This window comes from Myroides odoratimimus, from assembly GCF_001485415.1.
Taxonomy (GTDB): domain Bacteria; phylum Bacteroidota; class Bacteroidia; order Flavobacteriales; family Flavobacteriaceae; genus Flavobacterium; species Flavobacterium odoratimimum.
The window spans coordinates 19,730-40,750 of sequence record NZ_BCMQ01000010.1; the positions used below are offsets into that span (position 1 = coordinate 19,730).

General features: G+C 34.4%; 19 protein-coding genes. 11 read left to right on the forward strand and 8 right to left on the reverse strand.

Going from position 1 to position 21,021, the window contains the following annotated elements; genetic code table 11:
• Nucleotides 1-426: 426 nt before the first annotated feature.
• The 3 genes from MODO_RS10745 to MODO_RS10755 form a co-directional block, all read right to left on the reverse strand.
• Nucleotides 427-2,799 (reverse strand): tetratricopeptide repeat protein, encoded by a 2,373-nt coding sequence (locus MODO_RS10745; RefSeq protein WP_230486173.1) that lies wholly within the window; start codon nt 2,797-2,799, stop codon nt 427-429.
• A gap of 112 nt (nt 2,800-2,911) precedes the next feature.
• Nucleotides 2,912-3,739: a lysophospholipid acyltransferase family protein gene (locus tag MODO_RS10750; protein WP_006258695.1), complete on the reverse strand. Its 828-nt coding sequence runs from the start codon at nt 3,737-3,739 to the stop codon at nt 2,912-2,914.
• A gap of 160 nt (nt 3,740-3,899) precedes the next feature.
• A complete protein-coding gene (locus MODO_RS10755; RefSeq protein WP_006258696.1) occupies nt 3,900-4,541 on the reverse strand; it encodes an NUDIX hydrolase in 642 nt (213 codons plus the stop codon).
• A gap of 51 nt (nt 4,542-4,592) precedes the next feature.
• Between MODO_RS10755 and MODO_RS10760 the strand changes: the two genes are divergently transcribed.
• Together MODO_RS10760 and MODO_RS10765 are read left to right on the forward strand one after the other, a co-directional pair.
• Complete coding sequence (locus MODO_RS10760) at nt 4,593-5,036, forward strand: DUF4268 domain-containing protein (RefSeq protein WP_006258697.1); 444 nt, start codon at nt 4,593-4,595, stop codon at nt 5,034-5,036.
• A 34-nt stretch (nt 5,037-5,070) separates the two neighbouring features.
• Nucleotides 5,071-6,948 carry a BamA/TamA family outer membrane protein gene (locus MODO_RS10765; RefSeq protein ID WP_006258698.1) on the forward strand — a complete coding sequence of 626 codons (1,878 nt, stop codon included), beginning with the start codon at nt 5,071-5,073 and terminating at the stop codon, nt 6,946-6,948.
• Nucleotides 6,949-6,988: 40 nt separating this feature from the next.
• On the opposite strand, the gene MODO_RS10770 is transcribed toward MODO_RS10765, so the two are convergent.
• Nucleotides 6,989-8,182: a GlmU family protein gene (locus tag MODO_RS10770; protein WP_006258699.1), complete on the reverse strand. Its 1,194-nt coding sequence runs from the start codon at nt 8,180-8,182 to the stop codon at nt 6,989-6,991.
• A gap of 159 nt (nt 8,183-8,341) precedes the next feature.
• Here MODO_RS10770 and MODO_RS10775 point away from each other — a divergent pair, with 159 nt between their 5' ends.
• The gene (locus MODO_RS10775) at nt 8,342-8,725 is read left to right on the forward strand and encodes a hypothetical protein (protein WP_006258700.1); all 384 of its coding nucleotides are present in this window, start codon (nt 8,342-8,344) and stop codon (nt 8,723-8,725) included.
• Between the two features lie 49 nt (nt 8,726-8,774).
• Here MODO_RS10775 and MODO_RS10780 read toward each other — a convergent pair whose 3' ends face one another.
• Both MODO_RS10780 and MODO_RS10785 read right to left on the reverse strand, forming a co-directional pair.
• Nucleotides 8,775-9,026, reverse strand: a complete 252-nt coding sequence (locus MODO_RS10780; protein WP_025125308.1) for a type B 50S ribosomal protein L31 — start codon at nt 9,024-9,026, stop codon at nt 8,775-8,777.
• Between the two features lie 202 nt (nt 9,027-9,228).
• Nucleotides 9,229-9,645, reverse strand: coding sequence for a DUF695 domain-containing protein (locus tag MODO_RS10785; protein WP_006258702.1), 417 nt, complete (start codon nt 9,643-9,645; stop codon nt 9,229-9,231).
• 121 nt (nt 9,646-9,766) lie between these two features.
• Here MODO_RS10785 and MODO_RS10790 point away from each other — a divergent pair, with 121 nt between their 5' ends.
• Nucleotides 9,767-11,056: a S28 family serine protease gene (locus MODO_RS10790; protein WP_006258703.1), complete on the forward strand. Its 1,290-nt coding sequence runs from the start codon at nt 9,767-9,769 to the stop codon at nt 11,054-11,056.
• A 101-nt stretch (nt 11,057-11,157) separates the two neighbouring features.
• Here the strand turns inward: MODO_RS10790 and MODO_RS10795 are convergent, their stop codons facing one another.
• Entirely contained in the window at nt 11,158-11,427 is a 270-nt protein-coding gene (locus tag MODO_RS10795; protein WP_006258704.1) for a hypothetical protein, read from the reverse strand.
• An 871-nt stretch (nt 11,428-12,298) separates the two neighbouring features.
• Between MODO_RS10795 and MODO_RS10800 the strand changes: the two genes are divergently transcribed.
• From MODO_RS10800 to MODO_RS10830, 7 genes are all read left to right on the forward strand, one after another.
• Complete coding sequence (locus tag MODO_RS10800; RefSeq protein ID WP_006258705.1) at nt 12,299-12,883, forward strand: DUF4199 domain-containing protein; 585 nt, start codon at nt 12,299-12,301, stop codon at nt 12,881-12,883.
• 5 nt (nt 12,884-12,888) lie between these two features.
• The gene (locus MODO_RS10805; RefSeq protein WP_006258706.1) at nt 12,889-13,845 is read left to right on the forward strand and encodes a glycosyltransferase family 2 protein; all 957 of its coding nucleotides are present in this window, start codon (nt 12,889-12,891) and stop codon (nt 13,843-13,845) included.
• A gap of 21 nt (nt 13,846-13,866) precedes the next feature.
• Entirely contained in the window at nt 13,867-15,594 is a 1,728-nt protein-coding gene (locus MODO_RS10810) for a phospho-sugar mutase (protein WP_006258707.1), read from the forward strand.
• 71 nt (nt 15,595-15,665) lie between these two features.
• Complete coding sequence (locus MODO_RS10815) at nt 15,666-17,495, forward strand: ABC transporter ATP-binding protein (RefSeq protein WP_006258709.1); 1,830 nt, start codon at nt 15,666-15,668, stop codon at nt 17,493-17,495.
• Nucleotides 17,496-18,197: a DUF2971 domain-containing protein gene (locus MODO_RS10820; protein WP_006258710.1), complete on the forward strand. Its 702-nt coding sequence runs from the start codon at nt 17,496-17,498 to the stop codon at nt 18,195-18,197. It abuts the gene before it with no gap.
• 15 nt (nt 18,198-18,212) lie between these two features.
• Nucleotides 18,213-19,400 carry a nicotinate phosphoribosyltransferase gene (pncB, locus tag MODO_RS10825; RefSeq protein WP_006258711.1) on the forward strand — a complete coding sequence of 396 codons (1,188 nt, stop codon included), beginning with the start codon at nt 18,213-18,215 and terminating at the stop codon, nt 19,398-19,400.
• An 88-nt stretch (nt 19,401-19,488) separates the two neighbouring features.
• The gene (locus MODO_RS10830; protein WP_006258715.1) at nt 19,489-19,908 is read left to right on the forward strand and encodes a nucleoside-diphosphate kinase; all 420 of its coding nucleotides are present in this window, start codon (nt 19,489-19,491) and stop codon (nt 19,906-19,908) included.
• 87 nt (nt 19,909-19,995) lie between these two features.
• Here the strand turns inward: MODO_RS10830 and glsA are convergent, their stop codons facing one another.
• A complete protein-coding gene (gene glsA, locus MODO_RS10835) occupies nt 19,996-21,021 on the reverse strand; it encodes a glutaminase A (protein WP_006258717.1) in 1,026 nt (341 codons plus the stop codon).

The window sequence follows — 21,021 nt, forward strand, 5'->3', positions numbered from 1 at the left end:
TTATATACCTTATAAGTATACTTTACACAAAAATGAATGGTTAACTTCTGTAAATAAGACAACAAGACATCTAAAAAGTCACATATTTAAAAACATGAAACAAGAATATTTCGCATACAGTCACACAGCACAATACACACAAACATAAACAACTATCATTAATCAATATTTTTTAACCTAAAAAACAAACTTACAATCATAAAAACAACCAAAAGAAAGTAAAAAACACAATAGTCATAAAAAACATATTCTTTTTAAAATACTTCATTTATGCTTCCTTTTAACCTATTTCTTCACATTTAATGAAACAAAAAAACAGCCATATATAGCTATATTAACTATACATGACTGTTCATGTTTCATTTTATTAGAACATCGTACTGATACGTCGTTTTAACTTATTTAGTACCTTACTAGGTACCTTTCTTAGTTTACTGTTTTAATTTTTTCCACCCAAGTATTCCATAATTGTTGAGCGACCTTGTCTAAATCAGGGTGTTTCCCTCCACCATAGACTTCATAATCATTAGAAGTCTCTTCATCATCTTCATAGAAGTAATAATAAGTATAAACTTCTTTTGCCCAAATCTTTTTTGAGATTAACCCTAATAGCTTCCTTACTTTCTCTTCGCGTTCATCTATATTAAAACGAATAGTATAATTTCCTTCTTTAAAATAAAAATCTAATGATGTATCATAAATAACCTCTTTAGTATTTTCTCTTAAATTCCTAGGGCATACTTTTAAATGATATTCTTCACTTACCCAATATTCAGCAGGTGTCTCTTGTCCCTGTTGTACATAATCAACGATATCAGTCAAATACTTAATATTCGCTGTATGGTCCATTAAAGAATAATTCTGTGTAACATTAACCTCTACTTGTGCCAAATGCCATAATCGATTAACAGCTTCACGTTCCTCACTAGGTAACTTGTATTCTTGAGGAATTTCATCTACTGTACTCTGATAGCGCCCATGTCCATCAAAAGCATCGACTATCATATCAAAATACTTACTTGCATTATTTCTATCATTTAACCCATGATAAGACCAAGCTAAACTAAACCAATAATTAAACTTCGCTACCTCATCTACTAAATCAAAATACATAGGGTTACTGAAGAACTCTTCTGTTAATTCAATAGTTTTATAAAAATCGTGCTTCTTATATCTCACATAAGTAAAGAAGTCTGCTGCCATATAGATCATCTCTGATACAATGTCCTCATCCTCTATTTCTTTTTGTTCAAATCGCTCTTTTAAGCTGTAATAAAATAACTCTGCCTCCTCATATTGATCAGCATTAATATAATTCTTTAAAATACGTCCTTGAACAGACATCCACTCACTGCTAAACTCATCGTGATACGTTAATAGTTCTTGAGAGAAATACTCAACTTCTCTAAACTCTTCTAATGTTTCTGCTAAAAACAAACCATTGTCTAAGTTCTCTATAAATGGAGACAACTCATACCCTTTGCGATGAAGGGTTAAGGCATATCTACAGTCATCAGTCTCATAAGTATCTTCCTTTAATTTAGATACATTTCTGATCGCTATTCCCAGGTTATTACACAGCATCGCATAGCCATGACTATTATTATTCACCTTTGGGCCTTCTCCTCTATCAAAATAAGCATCAAGTTGAGGGATGACTAATCCTCCTATTTCTTTTGCCTGTTCATAGTACTTTAATGCCCTTTCATTATCTTCTCCTTTTAGTTCTCCAGCTTTTTCTAGAAAACGAGTCATCAAGTTGTACCCATAAAAACTATCACATCGAATAGGATAATCCTCTATTGACACACCAAATTTCTCTGCTAATTCATAATAAGTAAAAAATAGAGAACTAGTCACTTCCTTTACCACTGAATAATACTTACCTAAAGTTTCGAAAGCCTTCTTTGAATTTTTTTCTACTACGAGATAGTAACGTATTTTCATACGAAGTACTATTTCATTCTCAGGGTTAGTTTTTAACTCTTCCTCTATTATATCAGCGAACCTCATTCCATATTCACGTGTATTCTTCGCTCCGAATTCTTCAGGATAATCAATACCGATATGATATAATAAAGAGATTAAATTCCAATACCCCTCTAATTTACCTGCTTTATACAGTTCTTCTATTTCTTTTCCAAAATTGACACTATACTCATTTCCATGAAAGATATAGAAAGAGTTTAATAGTTCATAAGCCTCATTATACTCCCCTCTTTCTAAAAATAATCGTCCTCCTTGATAAGTAGCATAATAGTGATCTGGGAAGTGATCATAAGCTAACTTATAAAAAGATACTGCTGTACTATAATCTTCTAACTCACGATATAGATAAGCTATCATATAATAAGTCTCTCCGAACTCTTTATCTTGCAGACTATAATCGTCTTTTACTAATGATATTTCGATTAACTTATCATGTAGTACTTCAATTGATTTCTCTTTAAGTTCTAATTTAGTCTCATAGATCCAAGACAACCAATCAAAAGCACTAAACACAGCTTTTTTATCAGTAGGTAGTCGCTCAATAATCTCTTGCGCTGTAGACATCATCACAGACACATCGTCGTAATAGGGGCCATTATAGATGCGTATCTTCCAGAAAAGAGCTTCTTTATTTAAAGCATCTTCCCTTAAGATTTCTTCTATAATAGACAATATTTGTTCGGATACCTCCTGATTCTTATGGTATAATTCTATTTTTTGCTCTTCATTGGCATTAGACAAATCATCTCCCATCACCAACTGATCATATAATTCTTTTATTTCGTCTAATCGTTTATCTTTTTGCTCCATAAAGCACATCTTTCCTTTTTTGTATAAATAAACGATAAAGATAATACTTTAACCTATTCCCTAAAAAGACGCCTAAACATTTTACCCTAAACCCTAAACAAAAAAAGACGAACTATCGTTCGTCTTTTTTATAATATCTATAAGTTCTTTTTTCATTTAATGCCTTCTCCTCTTCTATAAATTCTTCTGGAATCACTTTCAAGAAAGAAGGGTGTTGCTCTATCGCCATCTCTACTTTTTCTACGATTTGCTCTATAGTATCATTCTCGTAGTCGATATCTAAAGGCTCTTTAATCACCATAGATTGAAGAATTCCTTTTTTCTTAAGGTGTAATCCTTTTTTATCAAAAGATCTTCTAAATCCATCGATAACAATAGGCACTACGATAGGCTTATAATTCTTAATAATATGAGCCGTTCCTTTTCTAATAGGTTTAAAAGACTTAGTAGTCCCTTGCGGGAAAGTGATTACCCATCCATCATCTAGAGCTACTTTAATATTCTCTACCTGATCTTGATTCACCTCTCTTTTCTCTTCTAACTCTTTTCCCTGGCTTCTCCACGTTCTATCTACTGTTACAGCCCCTACATAAGCTAATATACGCGGTAGCCATCCGGCCTTCATTGTTTCAGATGCAGCTACATAATACAGATTCAACTTTGGCTTCCAGATATAAAATATATTCTTGATAGAATCTTCACGTCCTTTAAGACTTGCATTAAATACATGGTACATTGCTACCACATCAGCAAAGTAAGTTTGGTGATTTGAAATAAATAATACATGCCTATCTGGCAATTGCCTAAGCACTTCAGAGCCTTCTATTTGTAAGCTATTAAAGCCACGGAAACGCTGATGCGTTGCAAATCCAAAAACTCTAATTATCCACTTCTTTAAAAATAAAATATGACCAAATGGATTTCTTTTAAACAATCCCATAATTCACACACATTGGTTCGAACTACAAAATTACAACTTTTACTCCTCTACTTTGTTAATTAAATGAAATAAGTCATACTTCTAAATACTAAATAGTATTAAATAAACACTAATATACTGAATAACAGAACAGATAAAGAATCAATATTTTTTTTATAACCTACTTATATATCTGCTTAATTGTCTCCTTTAACTCACTTAACATCATCGCCGTAGCTCCCCAAATCGTAAAATCTTTGTATACATACGCTGGCACATCTATAAACTTAGCATAACTAGTTTGTAGCCCTACCTCTTTGACAATGCTGTCGTCTAACAGAGTCTTGAGTGGCATCTCTATCACACTAGCTACCTCATCTACACTTAATGTCATTTTAGGCGTATGGTCTATCACTCCTAAATAAGGTTGTACGATAAAATTACTAGGAGGTATATACACCCTCGTAAACGCTTTTAGCACTTGTATTTTACTAGGAGACACTCCTATTTCTTCATCCGTTTCTCTTAGCGCTGTCCTCTCTAATGACAAGTCTTCTTCCTCATACTTCCCTCCTGGGAATCCTATTTGTCCTGAATGCACTCCACCACAGCTAGCTCTTTCGATTAATAAGATAGAAGTATCCTCTCCTTTAGGGTATAAAAGCATCATCACAGCAGAATATCTCGGATCCTTCTTAATGAAATCATCTACAGCTAAGTAAGGGCGCCTTTCTTCAGGCACCATCAGTTGCTGTGCTTCTACTCCTAGTAGATTAACACTTTTAATTTCAGGTATTCTATGTAAAAGAGAATCAAAAGTCATATTTTTGTACACGTATAAATTACAACTACTAAAATTACAATTTTATTATCTATGTTTAGCAAAGAAGAAGCACAACGAATAAAAAAAGAATTCTGGATAACTTTTGCAGATGAATATCCTCGCAAATGGTTATTACACAATACTAAGATTAAAGATTTCTCTTTTAAATTCTACGCTGATAACAAAAAAGCACAAGTTTTATTAGACATAGAACACAAAGACGAAGAAAAAAGAAAAATCTATTTCGAAAAGATTGAATCTCTAAAAACAATCTTACTTGAAGAATATCTTCCTGAAGCTATTTTTGAAAGAAACTTCTACCTAGAAAACGGTAAATTAATCAGCCGTATTTGGATAGAACAACCTAATGTTTGTATCAATAACAGAAAAACCTGGAATGAGATCTATGATTTCTTTAATGATAAAATGAACCTTTTTGAATTATTTTTCTACGAACACGAAGATTATATAAGAGATTTAGAAATAAACACGTAATTTTAGCGTTATACATCTAAGTTTCTAAACAAGAATGCGTTATCTAAGCTTTTTTATTATCTTATTTACACTATGCTTTACAGCTAGTAATGCACAAGAAAATCAACCTTATCAGAAAGATTCTTTGTCTTATGTTAAGGTGCATTACTCTGAACATGAAGCACCTAAGTTAATAGAGAGAGACACCACTCGAATTTTTAAAAACTTCGAACAAAAAAGTAAAAAAACAAAAGTAGGACGTTTTTTCAACAAACTTGTTTATAAGAATAACAAGAAGCTTATAGCGAATGCTCCCGATATAAAAACAAACCAACACCTAGAATTAGGCGAAGGAAAAGTTATACGCAATATCTATATCAAGACATTAGACCCTTTTGGGTTTTCTGATACGGACTCTCTAAAGACACCTAAAAACAAAGTAGAGGAAATAGGAAATAAGCTCCACTTCAAAACAAAAAGCTTTACCATCAAGAACTTTCTAATCTTCAAAGAAGGAGAGCGTTTCGACTCTTTAAAGATTAAAGAAAGTGAGCGTCTTTTGCGTACCCAGAGCTTTGTGAGAAAAGTAACAATGTATCCTATTCCTACATCACATCCAGATTCTGTAGATGTCCTCATAAGGGAGTTAGACTCTTGGAGTATATACCCAACCGGCTCTATCTCTACTTCATCTTATAGGATAAAACTACGTGACAGAAACTTTGCTGGTCTAGGACATGACGTGATTCTTCAGTATACGAATAGATACAAAGAAAAAAAACAAGGGGTATACTTCGATTATACGGTTAACAATATTCAGAATACCTTCATAAGAGCTAATCTATTATATAATAAACAAGTTTGGGGAGACTATGTAAAAGGTATTGTAGTAGACAGACCTTTTTACTCTCCTTATGCTAAATGGGCAGGAGGCGTGACCTTATCTCAGCATTTTAGAAGAGATTCTCTACCTGATATTAATAATAATTACAGTTACGAATCACGCAAGTATAATACAGTAGATACGTGGGCAGGATATTCTATTCCTTTGTTTAAAAGCTATAAGGACAAACCTGTTATTACCAATCTTAGAACCTCATTGCGATATATAAAACAAAATTACACAGAGAGCCCACAAGAGCAATATGATCCATATGGATTCTATAGAGACCAGAGTACCTATTTAGCTTCTGTTAGTTTAAGTTCCATCAACTACGTCCAAGATCAATACATTTTTAACTATAATATTATTGAGGACGTCCAAGTCGGTAAAGTATTCGCACTGACTGGAGGTATGAGAGATCAGTATGGCAAGCGAAGAGCCTACTATGGAGCTAAACTAGCAATGGGAGGATATACTAGACTTGGCTATTTCTCCGGCAATGTCGAATGGGGAAGTTACTTCTATGGCAGTGATTCAGAACAAGGGGCTTTACGATTAGAAGGAACCTATTTCACTAAGCTATTTATTATGGGTAACTGGCGTTTTAGACACTTCTTTACTCCTCAATTTATCTATGGATATAATCGTTATGATCACATCGGAGATGAACTTAGATTAGATAATGTAATCCAAGGAATACGTGCCCAGAAAGTAACAGGATCAAAACGTCTAGCCTTCGCTTACCAATGGCAGTCTTACGCACCTTATGAGTGGAAAGGATTCCGTTTTAACCCTTATTTCAGTTTCGAAGGTGCCTTTATTACGAATAAGAGCGAAAACTTATTTGATTCTAAATTCTATTCGAGATTCAGCATCGGACTTGTTGCTTATAATGATTATCTAGTTTTTAGTAAAGTAGCACTCTCTCTTGTTTTCTACCCTACTATGCCTGACACAGGGTCTAGTGTCATCAGAGCTAACTCTAGACAGTACAATATGAATCTACCAGACTTTAACTACGATAGGCCTCGTACCGTATCGTATTATTAATAAAAATCCCCAAAGCAGTTAGTCTACTTTGGGGATTATTTTATCTACTCTTAAGATATTGTTGAAATCTATAAATCTCTGTTTCTGCTGCTACATTATGCATGATTTCCTCATCTACAGGAGTTAATTCTACATGTCGTCTAGCCATCACTATTTTCATCGTTTCTAGAGCTTTCTCTACCTTATACGTTTCAGAAGACTCTCCTCCTCCCCAAGTAAAACTTGGTAAAAACGTCTTAGGGAATCCTCCTCCGAAGATACTACATCCCACCCCCACTACAGTTCCTGTATTGAACATAGTATTAATACCACTCTTACTGTGATCTCCCATCATTAAACCACAGAACTGCAAACCTGTATTTTCATACGATTGAGTCTCATAGCTCCATAATTTCACAGGACTATAGTTATTCTTTAGATTAGAGTTATTTGTATCTGCACCTAGATTACACCATTCACCTAGTACTGAGTTACCTAAGAATCCGTCATGCCCTTTATTAGAATATCCAAACATCACAGAGTTACTTACTTCTCCACCTACTCTACAGTGAGGTCCTACAGTAGTAGCTCCATAAATCTTAGTTGCTAATTTCACCTGTGCTTCTTCACATAGTGCAAATGGCCCTCTAATAACCGAACCTTCCATGATCTCAGCATTCTTACCGATATAGATAGGCCCTGTAGAAGCATTTAATGTTACAAATGCTAACTTAGCTCCTTCTTCTATAAATACATTCTCTGGAGCGATTACATTTACACTCTTCGGAATGTCTTCTGATATTCTATCTTCTGTAATTAAAGCAAAATCTGCACGAATAGCAGCGTCGTTCTTCTCGAATATATCCCATTTGTGCTCTATCTTCATCAATTCACTCTCACATACCAATAACTCATAGTCATCGAAGTTCACTTCCTCTTGAGAATCTTGAGTATAGAACGCCACTATATCTTCATTATAGATAACAGCCTGCATAGGCTGTAACTCCTTGATTAAGTCAGCCACCTCTTGATTAGGTAGATAAGCTGCATTAATCATAACATTATTCTCCACCTCTATCATTGGATACTTAGTAGATAAATATTCCTCTGTCAGAGTTGTAGTTGTATAACGCAGGTAATTCTCCCATTTTTCGCGGATAGTCAATATTCCTACACGAATATCTGCTACTGGTCTAGTAAACGTAAACGGCAATAAGGCTGTTCTTACGTCTCCATCGAATAAGATATAGTTCATAGTATATAATTCAAGATTTTAAAGGTTTAAAGTTAACGAATCTACAGTAAAAAACAGTGATAACAATCAATTAAATAATACTCTATTCATACATAACAAATTCACTCCACAACCTATCTACTTCAAAATAAATCCTTTATCTTTAAAATAAAAAATATTATGAAAAAACTATTGCTATTATTCGGTCTCGTCCTATGTACACTATTAATTAGCTGTAGTGGCTCTGATACTTATCAAGGTGAATGGAAGGCTACAGATGAAAACAATAAACACTTCACCATCACGTTCGAAAAAAGAAAATATACTATCACCAGTGAAGATGGACAAGTCAGCACACATAACTACACCGAATTTGAACATCACACTATAAATAGTATTGAGACCTACGGTATCAGGATGATAGAAGAAGGAAAAGAACTATACATACACTTCCCGATCAAGAACAATAATGTTATTGCCTTTATACAAACCAAAGGAAAGCAAGTATTATACACACTCTCTAGAGATGCATATCTCAACACGTCAGATGTATATAAACTATAAAAAAAGCCTCTCAATCACTTGAGAGGCTTTCGTATATGATAAGCTAAAATTATTTACCAAATTTAGCGTATTTGTTTTTGAATTTGTCAATACGTCCTGCAGTATCGATAAGTTTAGATTTACCTGTGTAGAATGGGTGAGATGTACGAGAGATCTCCATTTTGTACACTGGGTATTCTACTCCGTCAACTTCGATTGTTTCTTTAGTCTCTACTGTTGATTTTGTGATGAATACGTCATCATTTGACATATCTTTAAATGCTACTAATCTGTAATTTTCTGGGTGAATACCTTTTCTCATGATAAATTCTATTTTAAATTGTGAGCTACCTTCCATTTCGAAGCTTTCTATTTTCAAGAAAGGTGTAAACTTCCGATAACTTTTTAGTTATACTTATGTATTTTATTTCAGATTGCAAATGTACAATATAATTTGAAAAATCAAATAACTATTTTACTTTATTTACTGATTTTATCAATCCCTTATAATATCCTATTCGTTATCAACTAATAAGCTTAGACACTATCTCCCAATCCTTATCCTCTTCTATCTCTATATGTATATCTATAGTATCTTCTATAGTATCACAATATCCTCCTATAGCCTCTCCATCTACATCATCACTCGCTAAATAACAAAAGATATCTCTTACCCCCCTACGCGTCATTTTACCTACATATTGTATATCTGACTGAGTTCTTCTTAAGATATCTATGATATTATTCTCTATCTCTTCTAATCGTTCGTTTTCTTCCCATGTAGGGTACTCTCGCTCTGTCTCTACAAGTGATAATTCTATAACAAATGCATAAGGATATTTATCCTTGTCGCTAAAGTTAGCATAAGACATATTAATCACTCCAGTAGCTTTAAAGCCGCCTACCTCTAAAACACGAATACTCATACTTTGATCGCTCATAACTCTTTTAATTTTGAAACTAAATATACAAAATTTTTCGCATTTTAACATTTTTATATTTTAGTGAAGCTTTAACAATCCTATCTTTGAAAACACTAACCCTATTTAAGACTAAAACATTATGTTTAAAAAATTAATCACACTCGTATTCTTGTTGATTACAGTGTTGGCAGTCGCACACCCTGATCAAAAAAAAGTAGAACAGGCCCTGTACAACTTAAAGAATGTAACATTCAAACAACTAGAGTCTAAAGATGACTCATATCTATTGTATGAACTTAGAGTAAGACAACTAGTAGATCACACAGATCCTTCTAAAGGTTACTTCTATCAAAAGGTACACTTCTATCACAAGGATTTTGATCACCCTATGATTATGGAGACTAACGGTTATGATCTATATGTACGTGCTAGCGAAATGGTAAACTATCTACAGAGTAACTACTTAAATATAGAACACAGATTCTTCGGAGAGTCTATCCCTGAAGGTAAACCATGGCAGTATCTTACTATGGAACAAGTAACAGCTGACTTACATGAGATCAACCAACTGTTTAAAGAAATCTATACAAACAATAAATGGATCAGTACAGGTATTAGCAAAGGTGGACAGACTAGCATCTACTATAAATACTTCTATCCTAATGACGTAGATGTAGCGATTCCGTATGTAGCTCCATTTAACCAAGCGTTAGAAGAGCCTCGTATATATCCATTTTTAGCAAATGTGGGAGACAAATCATGTAGAGACAAAATCTACAATATCCAGGTAAAACTATTTGAAAATAAAACACAGATTCTAGAAAAGCTTAAATGGTATGCTAAAGGAGCTAGACTGTCTTTTAACTATTTAGGTTCTTTAGAAAAAGCTTTTGAATACGCAGTATTAGAATACAGCTTCGGATTCTGGCAAAGTGGTCACTCATGTACTACATTCCCAAATACAAAAAACATTGATGAACTAACAGAACACTTCCTTAGCGTGAGTAATATAGACTTCTTTAGTGATCAAACGATCAAGCGATACGAATCTCACTATTATCAGTCAGGAACACAGCTAGGATACTACGGATATGACATCACTCCATTCAAGAAATACGTGAGCTTTACGTCTAACCCGTTAGCTACCTTTATGCCTGAAGGAACTACATATAACAACTTTAACGATGCACTAATCCAAAAAGTAAAAACATGGTTAGAGAATGATGCGAATAACATTATCTATGTATATGGCGAGACAGATACATGGAGTGCCTCTATGGTAGTACCTAGTGCTAAGGTCAACTCTAAAGCTTACGTACTTCCTAAAAAAGATCATGGACAAGCGCGTGTGAAGAATATGACTCCTGAGATGAGAACGCAGTTCTTCTCTACGTTAGAAAAAATGACAGGACTAAAACCCCTAAAATAACTTGAAGAAATAAAGCCAAAAGCGCCTTTCTCTATTGAATAGAGAAAGGCGCTTTTGGTTTCTAACACTCCTTATAGATAAATATTATATAAGTCTCTTCTTTATTTTTTATAAGCGAAATAGAATCCTATACCTATCAAAATAAAGAGTATAGAAAAACAGATATTCAAAAACTTAGCTACTTTAACTCCAAAGGTATTTCGTATCCAAGCCATATTAAAAACAGGTCCACCTGTCTGATCATACATGTGCTCATATCCTTTAATAGAACAGAATAAAAGCACACCCCCTATCAATACAAGTCCTATACCTCCATACTCTGGATGTTCTCTAAAAAGAGTATGAAAATACTCTGAAAGTGAATCTAACATACTTCATCATTTTTACGCTTCACATCCCTCTATATTATTCTTTTGCATAAACATTTTATATAAAAATAGAATACTAAAATACAATATAAAAACACATCAAAAAAACACTTTTCAAACAAACTTATACCCTAACTATACATCCTTTATACTTCATTCTATTTAAGTGACCCTTTACTCAAAATTAAATTACTCAACCTATAATTCTCTCCACACAGAACCCAAATTTTAGATTAATCGTAGATCCCCTATCAATACAAGAATCATTCTTCGACTAATGACCTCTCTACTCCACCATTCTCGGCTCATTCTCCATGAATTGTCGAGCAAATAAGAACCAACACTAGTGTTTGCAAGGGATTACAAGGGGGTATCATATTAGGTACATCATATCATTATTTGTATCAATATAGTCTCTATCCCTTATAAATAAAGAGATTAGCAGTAAATATCTCTTTTTAGCATTCTAAAAAAAATAGGATGATTTTTTTATTAAAAGGGGCAAAAACAGCGTTTCGAACCGAAAATTTTAAAAAAAACAGAAGATTATAGCTCAAATAAGGAGGTACACATCAACATTTTAGATCAAAACAAAAAAACTGGATTATGAATTTTAATTCCCATTGATAAAAAGACGCTCCACATACTCACTTTCAATATGCTTATAAATTATTAGATTAGATATCCTTCTAGTATAGAAAGAACCAATAAATGAAAGCACGACAAGACCTTCTGCATCTTCACAACTTTACTGTTTTATAAAAAGAATAGATAAATAAGATGATTAGTGCACATTCTGTTAACAAACTCCCATTACATACCGTTCTAAAAGGGTTATTTTATTATATTTGTAAATCATATTTATAGATAACCAATGAAGAACCCAGTAAATAAAGTAGGTATTACTTTCGGAATCATATTAGCCATCTATTACACACTATTTAACAGTGTAATATTTTTTACAGACAAAGCCCTATTTGCCAATACTTTCGCTGGTTTTTTTAATATGGGTGTGATGGTTATCTTAGGGATACTGACTATCTATTTTGCTCGTAAAAAAGCAGGAGGATATGTTACATTCAGAGAAGGTTTTACTCCATTCTTCTTGATGGTCATCATCGGAGTGACTGCGAATATTATCATTTATAATATTCTTTTTAATATCGTGGATCCTTCTGCTAAGGAGGAAATCAGCAAATCTCTTTATGATATGTTAATCAAAACATTAGACGGGTCTGGACTTCCACAAGAACAAATCAATGAACAATTAGAAAAAGCTAGAAATATCAACCAATTTGCTCCTAAATCACAATTGTTTTTATGGGCAGGTAGTGTACTTAGAAATTCAATACTAGGGATATTATTAGCTGCTATATTTAAAAATAAATCAGAATTCGTAAACCCACATCCTGAAATTAATCACGATGTAGATACTGATTTTAATAAAGATCATAAATAATCTAGATGAATCTATCAATAGTAATTCCTCTGCTAAACGAAGCAGAGTCTCTGCCAGAACTACATACGTGGATAACTAAAGTTATGCAGGAGAACGGCTTTACCTATGAGATTCTCTTTATCGATGATGGTAGTAAAGACAAATCGTGGAATATAATCACTGCACTAGCTGCTAGAGATACTCAGGTCAAAGGAATACGCTTCCAACGCAACTTTGGTAAATCACAGGCTTTACATGCTGGATTTGCACAGGCACTAGGAGATGTAGTTATCACTATGGATGCTGACCTCCAAGATAGCCCTGATGAGATACCAGCACTGTATGATATGATCACTAAAGAGGGGTATGATATGGTATCTGGTTGGAAAAAGAAACGATATGACTCTGTCGTATCTAAAAACCTTCCTTCTAAACTATTTAACTGGGCTGCGAGAAAGACTTCTGGTGTTCAGTTAAACGACTTTAACTGTGGACTAAAGGCCTATAAAAACGAGGTCATTAAAAATATAGAGGTATCTGGTGAGATGCACCGCTACATCCCTGTCCTAGCCAAAAATGAAGGCTATGACAAAATAGGTGAAAAAGTAGTCATCCACCAAGCACGTAAATACGGTACTACCAAGTTTGGGATGAGTAGATTTATCTACGGTTTTCTAGATTTGATTACCATTTGGTTCCTCTCTAAATTTGGCAAAAGACCGATGCACTTATTCGGATCACTTGGGGTTATCACCTTTGGGATTGGGTTCTGTGCTGCCTTCTTTATTGGAGCGAATAAGCTGTATAAGCTTTATTATGGATTACCTGCTATCCGAGTGACTCAAGATCCGTGGTTCTATATATCACTGACAACGATGATCATCGGAACACAGTTATTCTTAGCGGGATTCTTAGGAGAACTTATACTTAAAACAAAGACAAACATTAGTAGATATAAAATCGCTGAACAAAGCGGTTTTTAATCCACACTAAATATCAATATTATGCAAATAGAAAAAGAAATCTTAGCAAAAGCTGAATTATGGTTAAAAGAACCTTTTGATGCTGAAACACAGGCTTCTGTTCAAAAAATGATGGATACTGATCCTGCAACTCTTAAAGACAGTTTTTATAAAAACTTAGAGTTCGGTACAGGAGGTATGCGCGGTATAATGGGAATTGGTACAAATCGTATCAACAAATATACACTAGGTAAAAATACACAAGGATTATCAAACTATATCAAACAATCATTCCCTAACCAAGAATGGAAAGTAGCTATCAACTTTGACTGTCGTCACAACAGTCAAGAGTTAGCGAAAGTAGTAGCTGATGTATTCACTGCTAACGGTATTAAAGTATACTTATTCGCAGAGATGCGCCCTACTCCTGAGTTATCTTTCGCGGTAAGACACTACGGATGTAATGCTGGTATCGTATTAACTGCATCACACAACCCACCAGAATACAATGGATATAAAGTATACTGGCAAGATGGTGGACAAATCGTTCCTCCTAATGATGCGGCTGTTATAGACGAAATCAACAGATTAACCTATAATGAAGTAAACTTCAAAGGGGATGATAACCTGATTACTTATGTAGGAGAAGAACTAGATGCTGCGTTTATCCAATCAACTGTAGAGAATGCAAGCTTTGATACTCCACAGTCTGTAAAAGATCAGTTAAAAATAGCGTATACTTCTCTACACGGTACTTCTATCAAACTTATCCCTAGAGCATTCGAAGCTGCTGGATATAAGAATGTATTCATCGTAAAAGAACAAGCAGAACCAGATGGGGACTTCCCTACTGTAAAATCTCCTAATCCTGAAGAACCAGAAGCATTGACTATGGCACTTCAGTTAGCAGATGAGACAGGTGCAGATATCGTGATCGGTACTGACCCTGATTCTGACCGTATCGGTATAGGTGTACGTGACTTAGATGGTAATATGATTCTGTTAAATGGTAACCAAACGATGGTGATGATGACAGGTTTCTTACTAGAACAGTACAAACGCAATATCGGTTTTAAAGGAAATGAATTTATTGGTTCTACTATCGTTTCTACTCCTATGATGCTAGACTTAGCAGAAAGCTATGGTGTAGAGTGTAAAGTAGGATTAACAGGATTTAAATGGATAGCTAAGTTTATCAATGAATGTCCTACTCAGAAATTTATCGGTGGTGGTGAAGAGAGTTTTGGATATATGGTAGGTGATGCTGTACGTGATAAAGACGCTGTAGCTTCTGCTCTATTAGTATGTGAGATTGCAGCTGTAGCTAAAGCTGCAGGTAGTTCTTTCTATAGAGAGTTAATGAATCTATATATCGACAATAAGTTCTATAAAGAATACCTTATTTCTCTAGTGAAAAAAGGAATTTCTGGAGCTGAAGAGATTAAACAAATGATGATCGAATTAAGAGAAAATCCACTTACTGAAATCATCGGACAGAGAGTAGTATGTGTAGAAGACTATCAGTCTAGTGAAGCGAAAAACTTATTCACTAATGAAATAGAACCTATCCATGTGCCTAAATCTAATGTACTAATCTATTATCTAGAAGATGGTACGAAGATAGCTGCTCGTCCTAGTGGTACTGAACCGAAGATTAAATTCTACTTTAGTGTAAACGAACCATTACACGATATCGCTGAAGTGAAGGCAACGGAGAAAGTATTAGACCAAAAAATTCAAGATATCATCAACGAAATGAAGTTGAATTAGAACATATAAGAAAGACTGGTAGTACTACCAGTCTTTTTTTCTTTATTTTTGCTTTTTACATTATAACAAATATGAACGAATACTTTAAGAAGATACTTCACTTTGGTAAGCCATATAAGACCTATGCTTACTTAAACGTTTTTTTTAATATACTATACGCTTTATTCAGTGCGCTATCTTTTGTGGCATTGATCCCGATGTTGACAGTGCTTTTTGGTGATGCCAAAAAAGTTACAGAGAAACCTATCTATACAGGTATAGGACATATCAAGAATTACTTAGAAGACTATATGTCTTACTTCATCACACAGTATACTGCAGAGCATGGAGCTCAAGATACCTTGATGGTAATGGCTGCTGTAATTATCTCGTTGTTTTTATTAAAAAACTTATTCAACTATTGGGCGATGTACTTTATTACCTTCCTGAGAAATGGGGTATTAAAAGATATTCGTAATGCGATGTATAAAAAGTCATTAGAATTACCACTATCGTTCTTCTCTGAAAAAAGAAAAGGGGATGTGATCTCTCGAATCACTTCTGATGTGCTAGAGATACAACACTCTTTCTTATCTATCTTAGAAGTAGTGGTAAGAGAGCCTCTAACCATCGTATTTACTATTGTAGCTATGTTTGCAATCAGTACTGAACTAACTTTATTCGTATTTATATTTGTTCCTATCTCAGGTGTGATCATTTCTAAAGTAGGGAAGACCTTAAAGAAAAGTTCACAAAAGGCTTCTGAAGAACAAGGGTACTTCTTATCTATTATAGAAGAATCTCTATCTGGGCTAAAAGTGATCAAAAGCTTTAACTCAGAAAAAAACTTCAATAAAAAGTTTCAAGACTCTACACATAGTTTCTATGAACTAAACAATACTATCCTTAATCGTCAGAACTTATCTTCTCCACTTAGTGAATTCTTAGGTATCGTGACTATCGCTGTATTATTAGTATACGGTGGTCACTTAGTACTAGGTGAAGGTACACTGACAGGGGCTGCATTTATTGCTTATATCGGTATGGCTTATAATATCCTTACACCTGCTAAGGCTATGTCTAAGGCCTCATACTCATTAAAACGTGGTAATGCTGCTGCAGAGCGTGTGTTACAAATATTAGAAGAAAATAATCCTATCGAAAGCAAAGAAAATGCAATAGCGAAGTCTAGCTTCGAGGATAAAATAGAGGTAGATAATATCTCGTTTAAATACGAAGAAGAGTACGTATTAAAAGACTTTACCCTTACAGTACCAAAAGGAAAATCAGTAGCACTAGTAGGTCAGTCTGGTAGTGGTAAGAGTACGATAGCAAACTTATTGACTCGATTCTGGGATATCAATGAAGGAGCAATTAAAATAGATAACGAAGATATTCGTAACTTAGAACTGAGCGATCTACGTGATCTTATCGGACTAGTAACTCAAGATAGTATCTTATTCAATGATACGATCAAGAACAACCTTAAGCTAGGTAAAGAAGATGCTACGGATGAAGAAATCATGCAAGCACTTAAAATAGCTAATGCGTATGAGTTCGTCAAAGATCTACCTCATGGTATAGATACCAATATCGGTGATGCTGGAAACAAATTATCTGGAGGACAGAAACAACGTCTGTCTATCGCAAGAGCAGTGCTTAAGAATCCTCCGATCATGATATTAGACGAAGCGACGTCTGCATTAGATACAGAAAGCGAAAAACTAGTACAGGTAGCACTAGATAATATGATGCAAAACAGAACGTCTATTATCATAGCTCACCGCCTATCTACGATCCAAAAGGCAGACTTAATCGTAGTCATGCAAAAAGGTAAAATAGTAGAACAAGGTACTCATGAAGAGCTAATCCAGTTAAATGGTACTTACTCTAAATTAGTTTCACTACAATCATTAGAATAAATGTATAAAGACGGTAAAAATATAACACTCCCTAGCGATCCGAATACTGTTGTATGGAAGTACTTAGACTTATCTAAGTTTTTAGATTTATTACTGTCTAATAAACTATTCATGTCTAGATCTGACAAATTTGAAGATCAGTATGAAGGGACATTTAGCGAGCCTACTTTTGAAGAGATAAAAAGAATCAGCCAAGACAATCCTGATTTCTTACATCACTATAAACAGAAAAGAAAGAATATAGTTATCAGTAGTTGGCACCTTAATGAATGTGAGTCTTTCGCGATGTGGCAGATATTCACAAAAAACAAAGAAGGTATCGCTATTCAATCTACGCTAGAACGACTGCAAAAAGCGGTCTCTGTAGAAAACCGAATAGATCAGTACATTGGAGAAGTAAACTATATCGATTACAAAAGAGAGTTTATTCCTTTTGACGATGAGTTCTTCCCTTTCTTGTTCAAAAGACAAAGTTTTCAATACGAAAAAGAGGTTCGTATTATCTCAGATGTTAGCCCTCTGGGTATAGAAGTCAATGAGGGTATTAAAATACACGTGGATATCGAACAATTAATAGAAAAAATTTATATTCATCCTAAGTCAGAGAATTGGTATAAAAACTTAGTATTAGAGCTAATGCATAAGTTAAACTTCAAATTTCATGTGGAGAAATCTGACTTAGAAAGTGATATATTAATCTAAAAAACTATGGAAGCAATGAACACTAACCAAGTTATCGTATCTATATTAGATAACGATTTCTATAAGTTTACGATGCAGTACGCTGCTATTAAACAATTCCCTTATGCTAAAGCGTCCTATATCTTCATCAATAGAGGACAACATAAATACCCCCCAGGTTTTGCTGAAGCACTGCGCTCTGCCGTAGATGAAATGGCTAAACTAAAACTAACAAAAGCAGAGAAGATATTCTTAGAAAAGACTTGTCCTTACTTAGACCCTACTTATCTAGACTTCTTACAAGGGTATCACTATGATCCATCAGAAATAGAAATATCACAAGATGGACCAGACCTAGAAGTACATATTAAAGGATATTGGTATAGAACTATCTTATGGGAGGTACCTCTAATGTCTATTATCTGTGAGCTATATTATAAAATGACTAATTCTGAAAGAGACTCTTCAGAAAAGGTGATTGCGAATACGCGTAACAAAATAGAGAAATACAAAGAATTAGGGATTACTATTGCTGAATTTGGTACAAGAAGAAGACACTCTTATGCAGTACACCAATTAGTGGTAGATACCTTAAAACAATATGGTGATGGCAGTTTCATCGGAACGAGTAATGTGCACTTAGCGATGAAGTATAACACTAAACCTATTGGAACACATGCTCATGAATGGTTTATGTTCCACGCAGCTAAGTATGGTTTCAAAATGGCAAACTCAATGGGATTAGAACATTGGGTAGATACTTATAGAGGAGATCTAGGAATCGCGCTAACGGATACGTATACAAGTAAAGTTTTCTTTGAACAGTTTGATAAGAAATTTGCTAAGTTATTTGACGGAGTTAGACATGACAGTGGAGATCCACTAGACTTCGCTGATCAAGTCATCGCACATTACAAATCATTAAATATCGATCCTACTCAGAAGACTATTATCTTCTCTGATGGATTGAACCCTGAAAAAGTAGAGCGCATCGCTAATCACTGTAAAGGAAGAATAGGAATGTCATTTGGTATCGGTACAGACTTTACTAATGATGTGGGGCTAGACGCTATGAATATCGTAATCAAGATGTCTCAAGCTCTTCCAGAGGGAGGATATTGGACTGATGTAGTGAAATTATCAGATGAGCCTAAAAAGCACACAGGAACTCCTGAGATGATAGAATTAGCACAGAGATTATTAGAGATTCCTGTTTCTAAATAAAAGTGATTTAAACCACACTTTTTTATAAATATTATCACTTTTGTAATATTTAAAAGACTATTTTTGCAATAAATTAAATTTAAGAATAATGGCAACGAACAGAACTTTTACAATGATTAAACCTGATGCTGTAGAAGCAGGTAACATCGGTGGAATCATCAACATGATTACTGAAGGAGGATTTAAAATCGTTTCAATGAAGTTAACTCAATTAACTGTAAGAGACGCTCAAAAATTCTATGAAGTACACAGTGAAAGACCTTTCTACGGAGAATTAGTTGAATTCATGTCTAGAGGTCCAATCGTAGCAGCTATCTTAGAAAAAGAGAACGCTGTAGAAGATTTCAGAAAATTAATCGGTGCTACTAACCCAGCTGAAGCTGCTGAAGGTACTATCCGTAAAAAATATGCAAAATCAATCGGTGAAAACGCAGTACATGGATCTGATAGCGACGAGAACGCTGCTATCGAGTCTGCTTTCCACTTCTCAGGAAGAGAGCAATTCTAAGAATTTGCAATAGATTATTTGCACCCAAAAAGAAAGCCAACTGATAACAGTTGGCTTTTTCTATTTACAAGTACTTATTCTTATCTATTAAAAGATACTAAGGTTTAATTCATTTACTAGATCTAAGATCATGTGATACCCTACTACAGAGTTACCCTGTGTATCTAATCCTGGGCTGAAAGTCCCTATTCCGATTCTATTCGGCACAGAAACAACAATACCTCCTCCTACTCCAGACTTACTAGGCAAACCTACTGTACGAGCATACTCTCCACTAAACTCATACATCCCCGCGATTAACATCTGTGACTGTACTAACTTAGACATCTCTGAGTTTTTATACTTCGTATCTCCATCAAAACGAGTACACTGATTAGCAAAGAAATAACCAATCTTAGCTAAATCTTCTGCTGTAACTTCTATAGAACATTGTTTAAAATAATTATCTAATCTATTCTCTTCTCCTTCGATCAGACCATTATTCTTTAATAAATGGAATATACCTCTGTTTCTATGTCCTGTTTCTCTCTCAGACATATATACAGAGTGGCTATAACCTATCGCTTCGTTCTTCGTGATATAACGAACCATGTCTAAAATCTTCTGAAATGCTTCATCATTATCCCCACCTAACAAGGCAGTAGTAAGTATAGCACCAGCATTCATTAAAGGATTTAAGGGCTTTCCTTTAGTCTCTAAATTAGCGTAATGATTAAAAGGCTTGTCAGTTCCATAATACCCTGCTTTAGAAAACACTTCTTTCTCTCCTAACTCCTCTACAGCTACCATCAGAGCTATTACTTTAGAAATACTCTGAATCGTAAACTTCTGTGATACATCCCCTACATTAACAACTTCTCCATTCTGCTTCACTACAGAAAATGCGATAGCGCTGGCATTAACCTTGCTCAGTTCGGGGATATAGTCTGCGACTTTTCCTTCTCCTACATGTATTCTATTTTTCTCTAAAATACGTTCTAACATCTCATTGGTAATTAGATTGGTATTATCACCATTTCTAATTATCTTCTTAGCATAAGCAGTTCCTCCAAAAGAAACTAAACATGCTACAACCCAGCTTAGGATAATGTTACTTACACTATTCTTCTTCAT

Coding starts and splice junctions, on each gene's coding strand:
- MODO_RS10745 (WP_230486173.1), bottom strand. CDS start 2,799: ATGGAGCAAAAAGATAAACGATTAGACGAAATAAAAGAATTATATGAT.
- MODO_RS10750 (WP_006258695.1), bottom strand. CDS start 3,739: ATGGGATTGTTTAAAAGAAATCCATTTGGTCATATTTTATTTTTAAAG.
- MODO_RS10755 (WP_006258696.1), bottom strand. CDS start 4,541: ATGACTTTTGATTCTCTTTTACATAGAATACCTGAAATTAAAAGTGTT.
- MODO_RS10760 (WP_006258697.1), top strand. CDS start 4,593: ATGTTTAGCAAAGAAGAAGCACAACGAATAAAAAAAGAATTCTGGATA.
- MODO_RS10765 (WP_006258698.1), top strand. CDS start 5,071: ATGCGTTATCTAAGCTTTTTTATTATCTTATTTACACTATGCTTTACA.
- MODO_RS10770 (WP_006258699.1), bottom strand. CDS start 8,182: ATGAACTATATCTTATTCGATGGAGACGTAAGAACAGCCTTATTGCCG.
- MODO_RS10775 (WP_006258700.1), top strand. CDS start 8,342: ATGAAAAAACTATTGCTATTATTCGGTCTCGTCCTATGTACACTATTA.
- MODO_RS10780 (WP_025125308.1), bottom strand. CDS start 9,026: ATGAGAAAAGGTATTCACCCAGAAAATTACAGATTAGTAGCATTTAAA.
- MODO_RS10785 (WP_006258702.1), bottom strand. CDS start 9,645: ATGAGCGATCAAAGTATGAGTATTCGTGTTTTAGAGGTAGGCGGCTTT.
- MODO_RS10790 (WP_006258703.1), top strand. CDS start 9,767: ATGTTTAAAAAATTAATCACACTCGTATTCTTGTTGATTACAGTGTTG.
- MODO_RS10795 (WP_006258704.1), bottom strand. CDS start 11,427: ATGTTAGATTCACTTTCAGAGTATTTTCATACTCTTTTTAGAGAACAT.
- MODO_RS10800 (WP_006258705.1), top strand. CDS start 12,299: ATGAAGAACCCAGTAAATAAAGTAGGTATTACTTTCGGAATCATATTA.
- MODO_RS10805 (WP_006258706.1), top strand. CDS start 12,889: ATGAATCTATCAATAGTAATTCCTCTGCTAAACGAAGCAGAGTCTCTG.
- MODO_RS10810 (WP_006258707.1), top strand. CDS start 13,867: ATGCAAATAGAAAAAGAAATCTTAGCAAAAGCTGAATTATGGTTAAAA.
- MODO_RS10815 (WP_006258709.1), top strand. CDS start 15,666: ATGAACGAATACTTTAAGAAGATACTTCACTTTGGTAAGCCATATAAG.
- MODO_RS10820 (WP_006258710.1), top strand. CDS start 17,496: ATGTATAAAGACGGTAAAAATATAACACTCCCTAGCGATCCGAATACT.
- pncB (WP_006258711.1), top strand. CDS start 18,213: ATGAACACTAACCAAGTTATCGTATCTATATTAGATAACGATTTCTAT.
- MODO_RS10830 (WP_006258715.1), top strand. CDS start 19,489: ATGGCAACGAACAGAACTTTTACAATGATTAAACCTGATGCTGTAGAA.
- glsA (WP_006258717.1), bottom strand. CDS start 21,021: ATGAAGAAGAATAGTGTAAGTAACATTATCCTAAGCTGGGTTGTAGCA.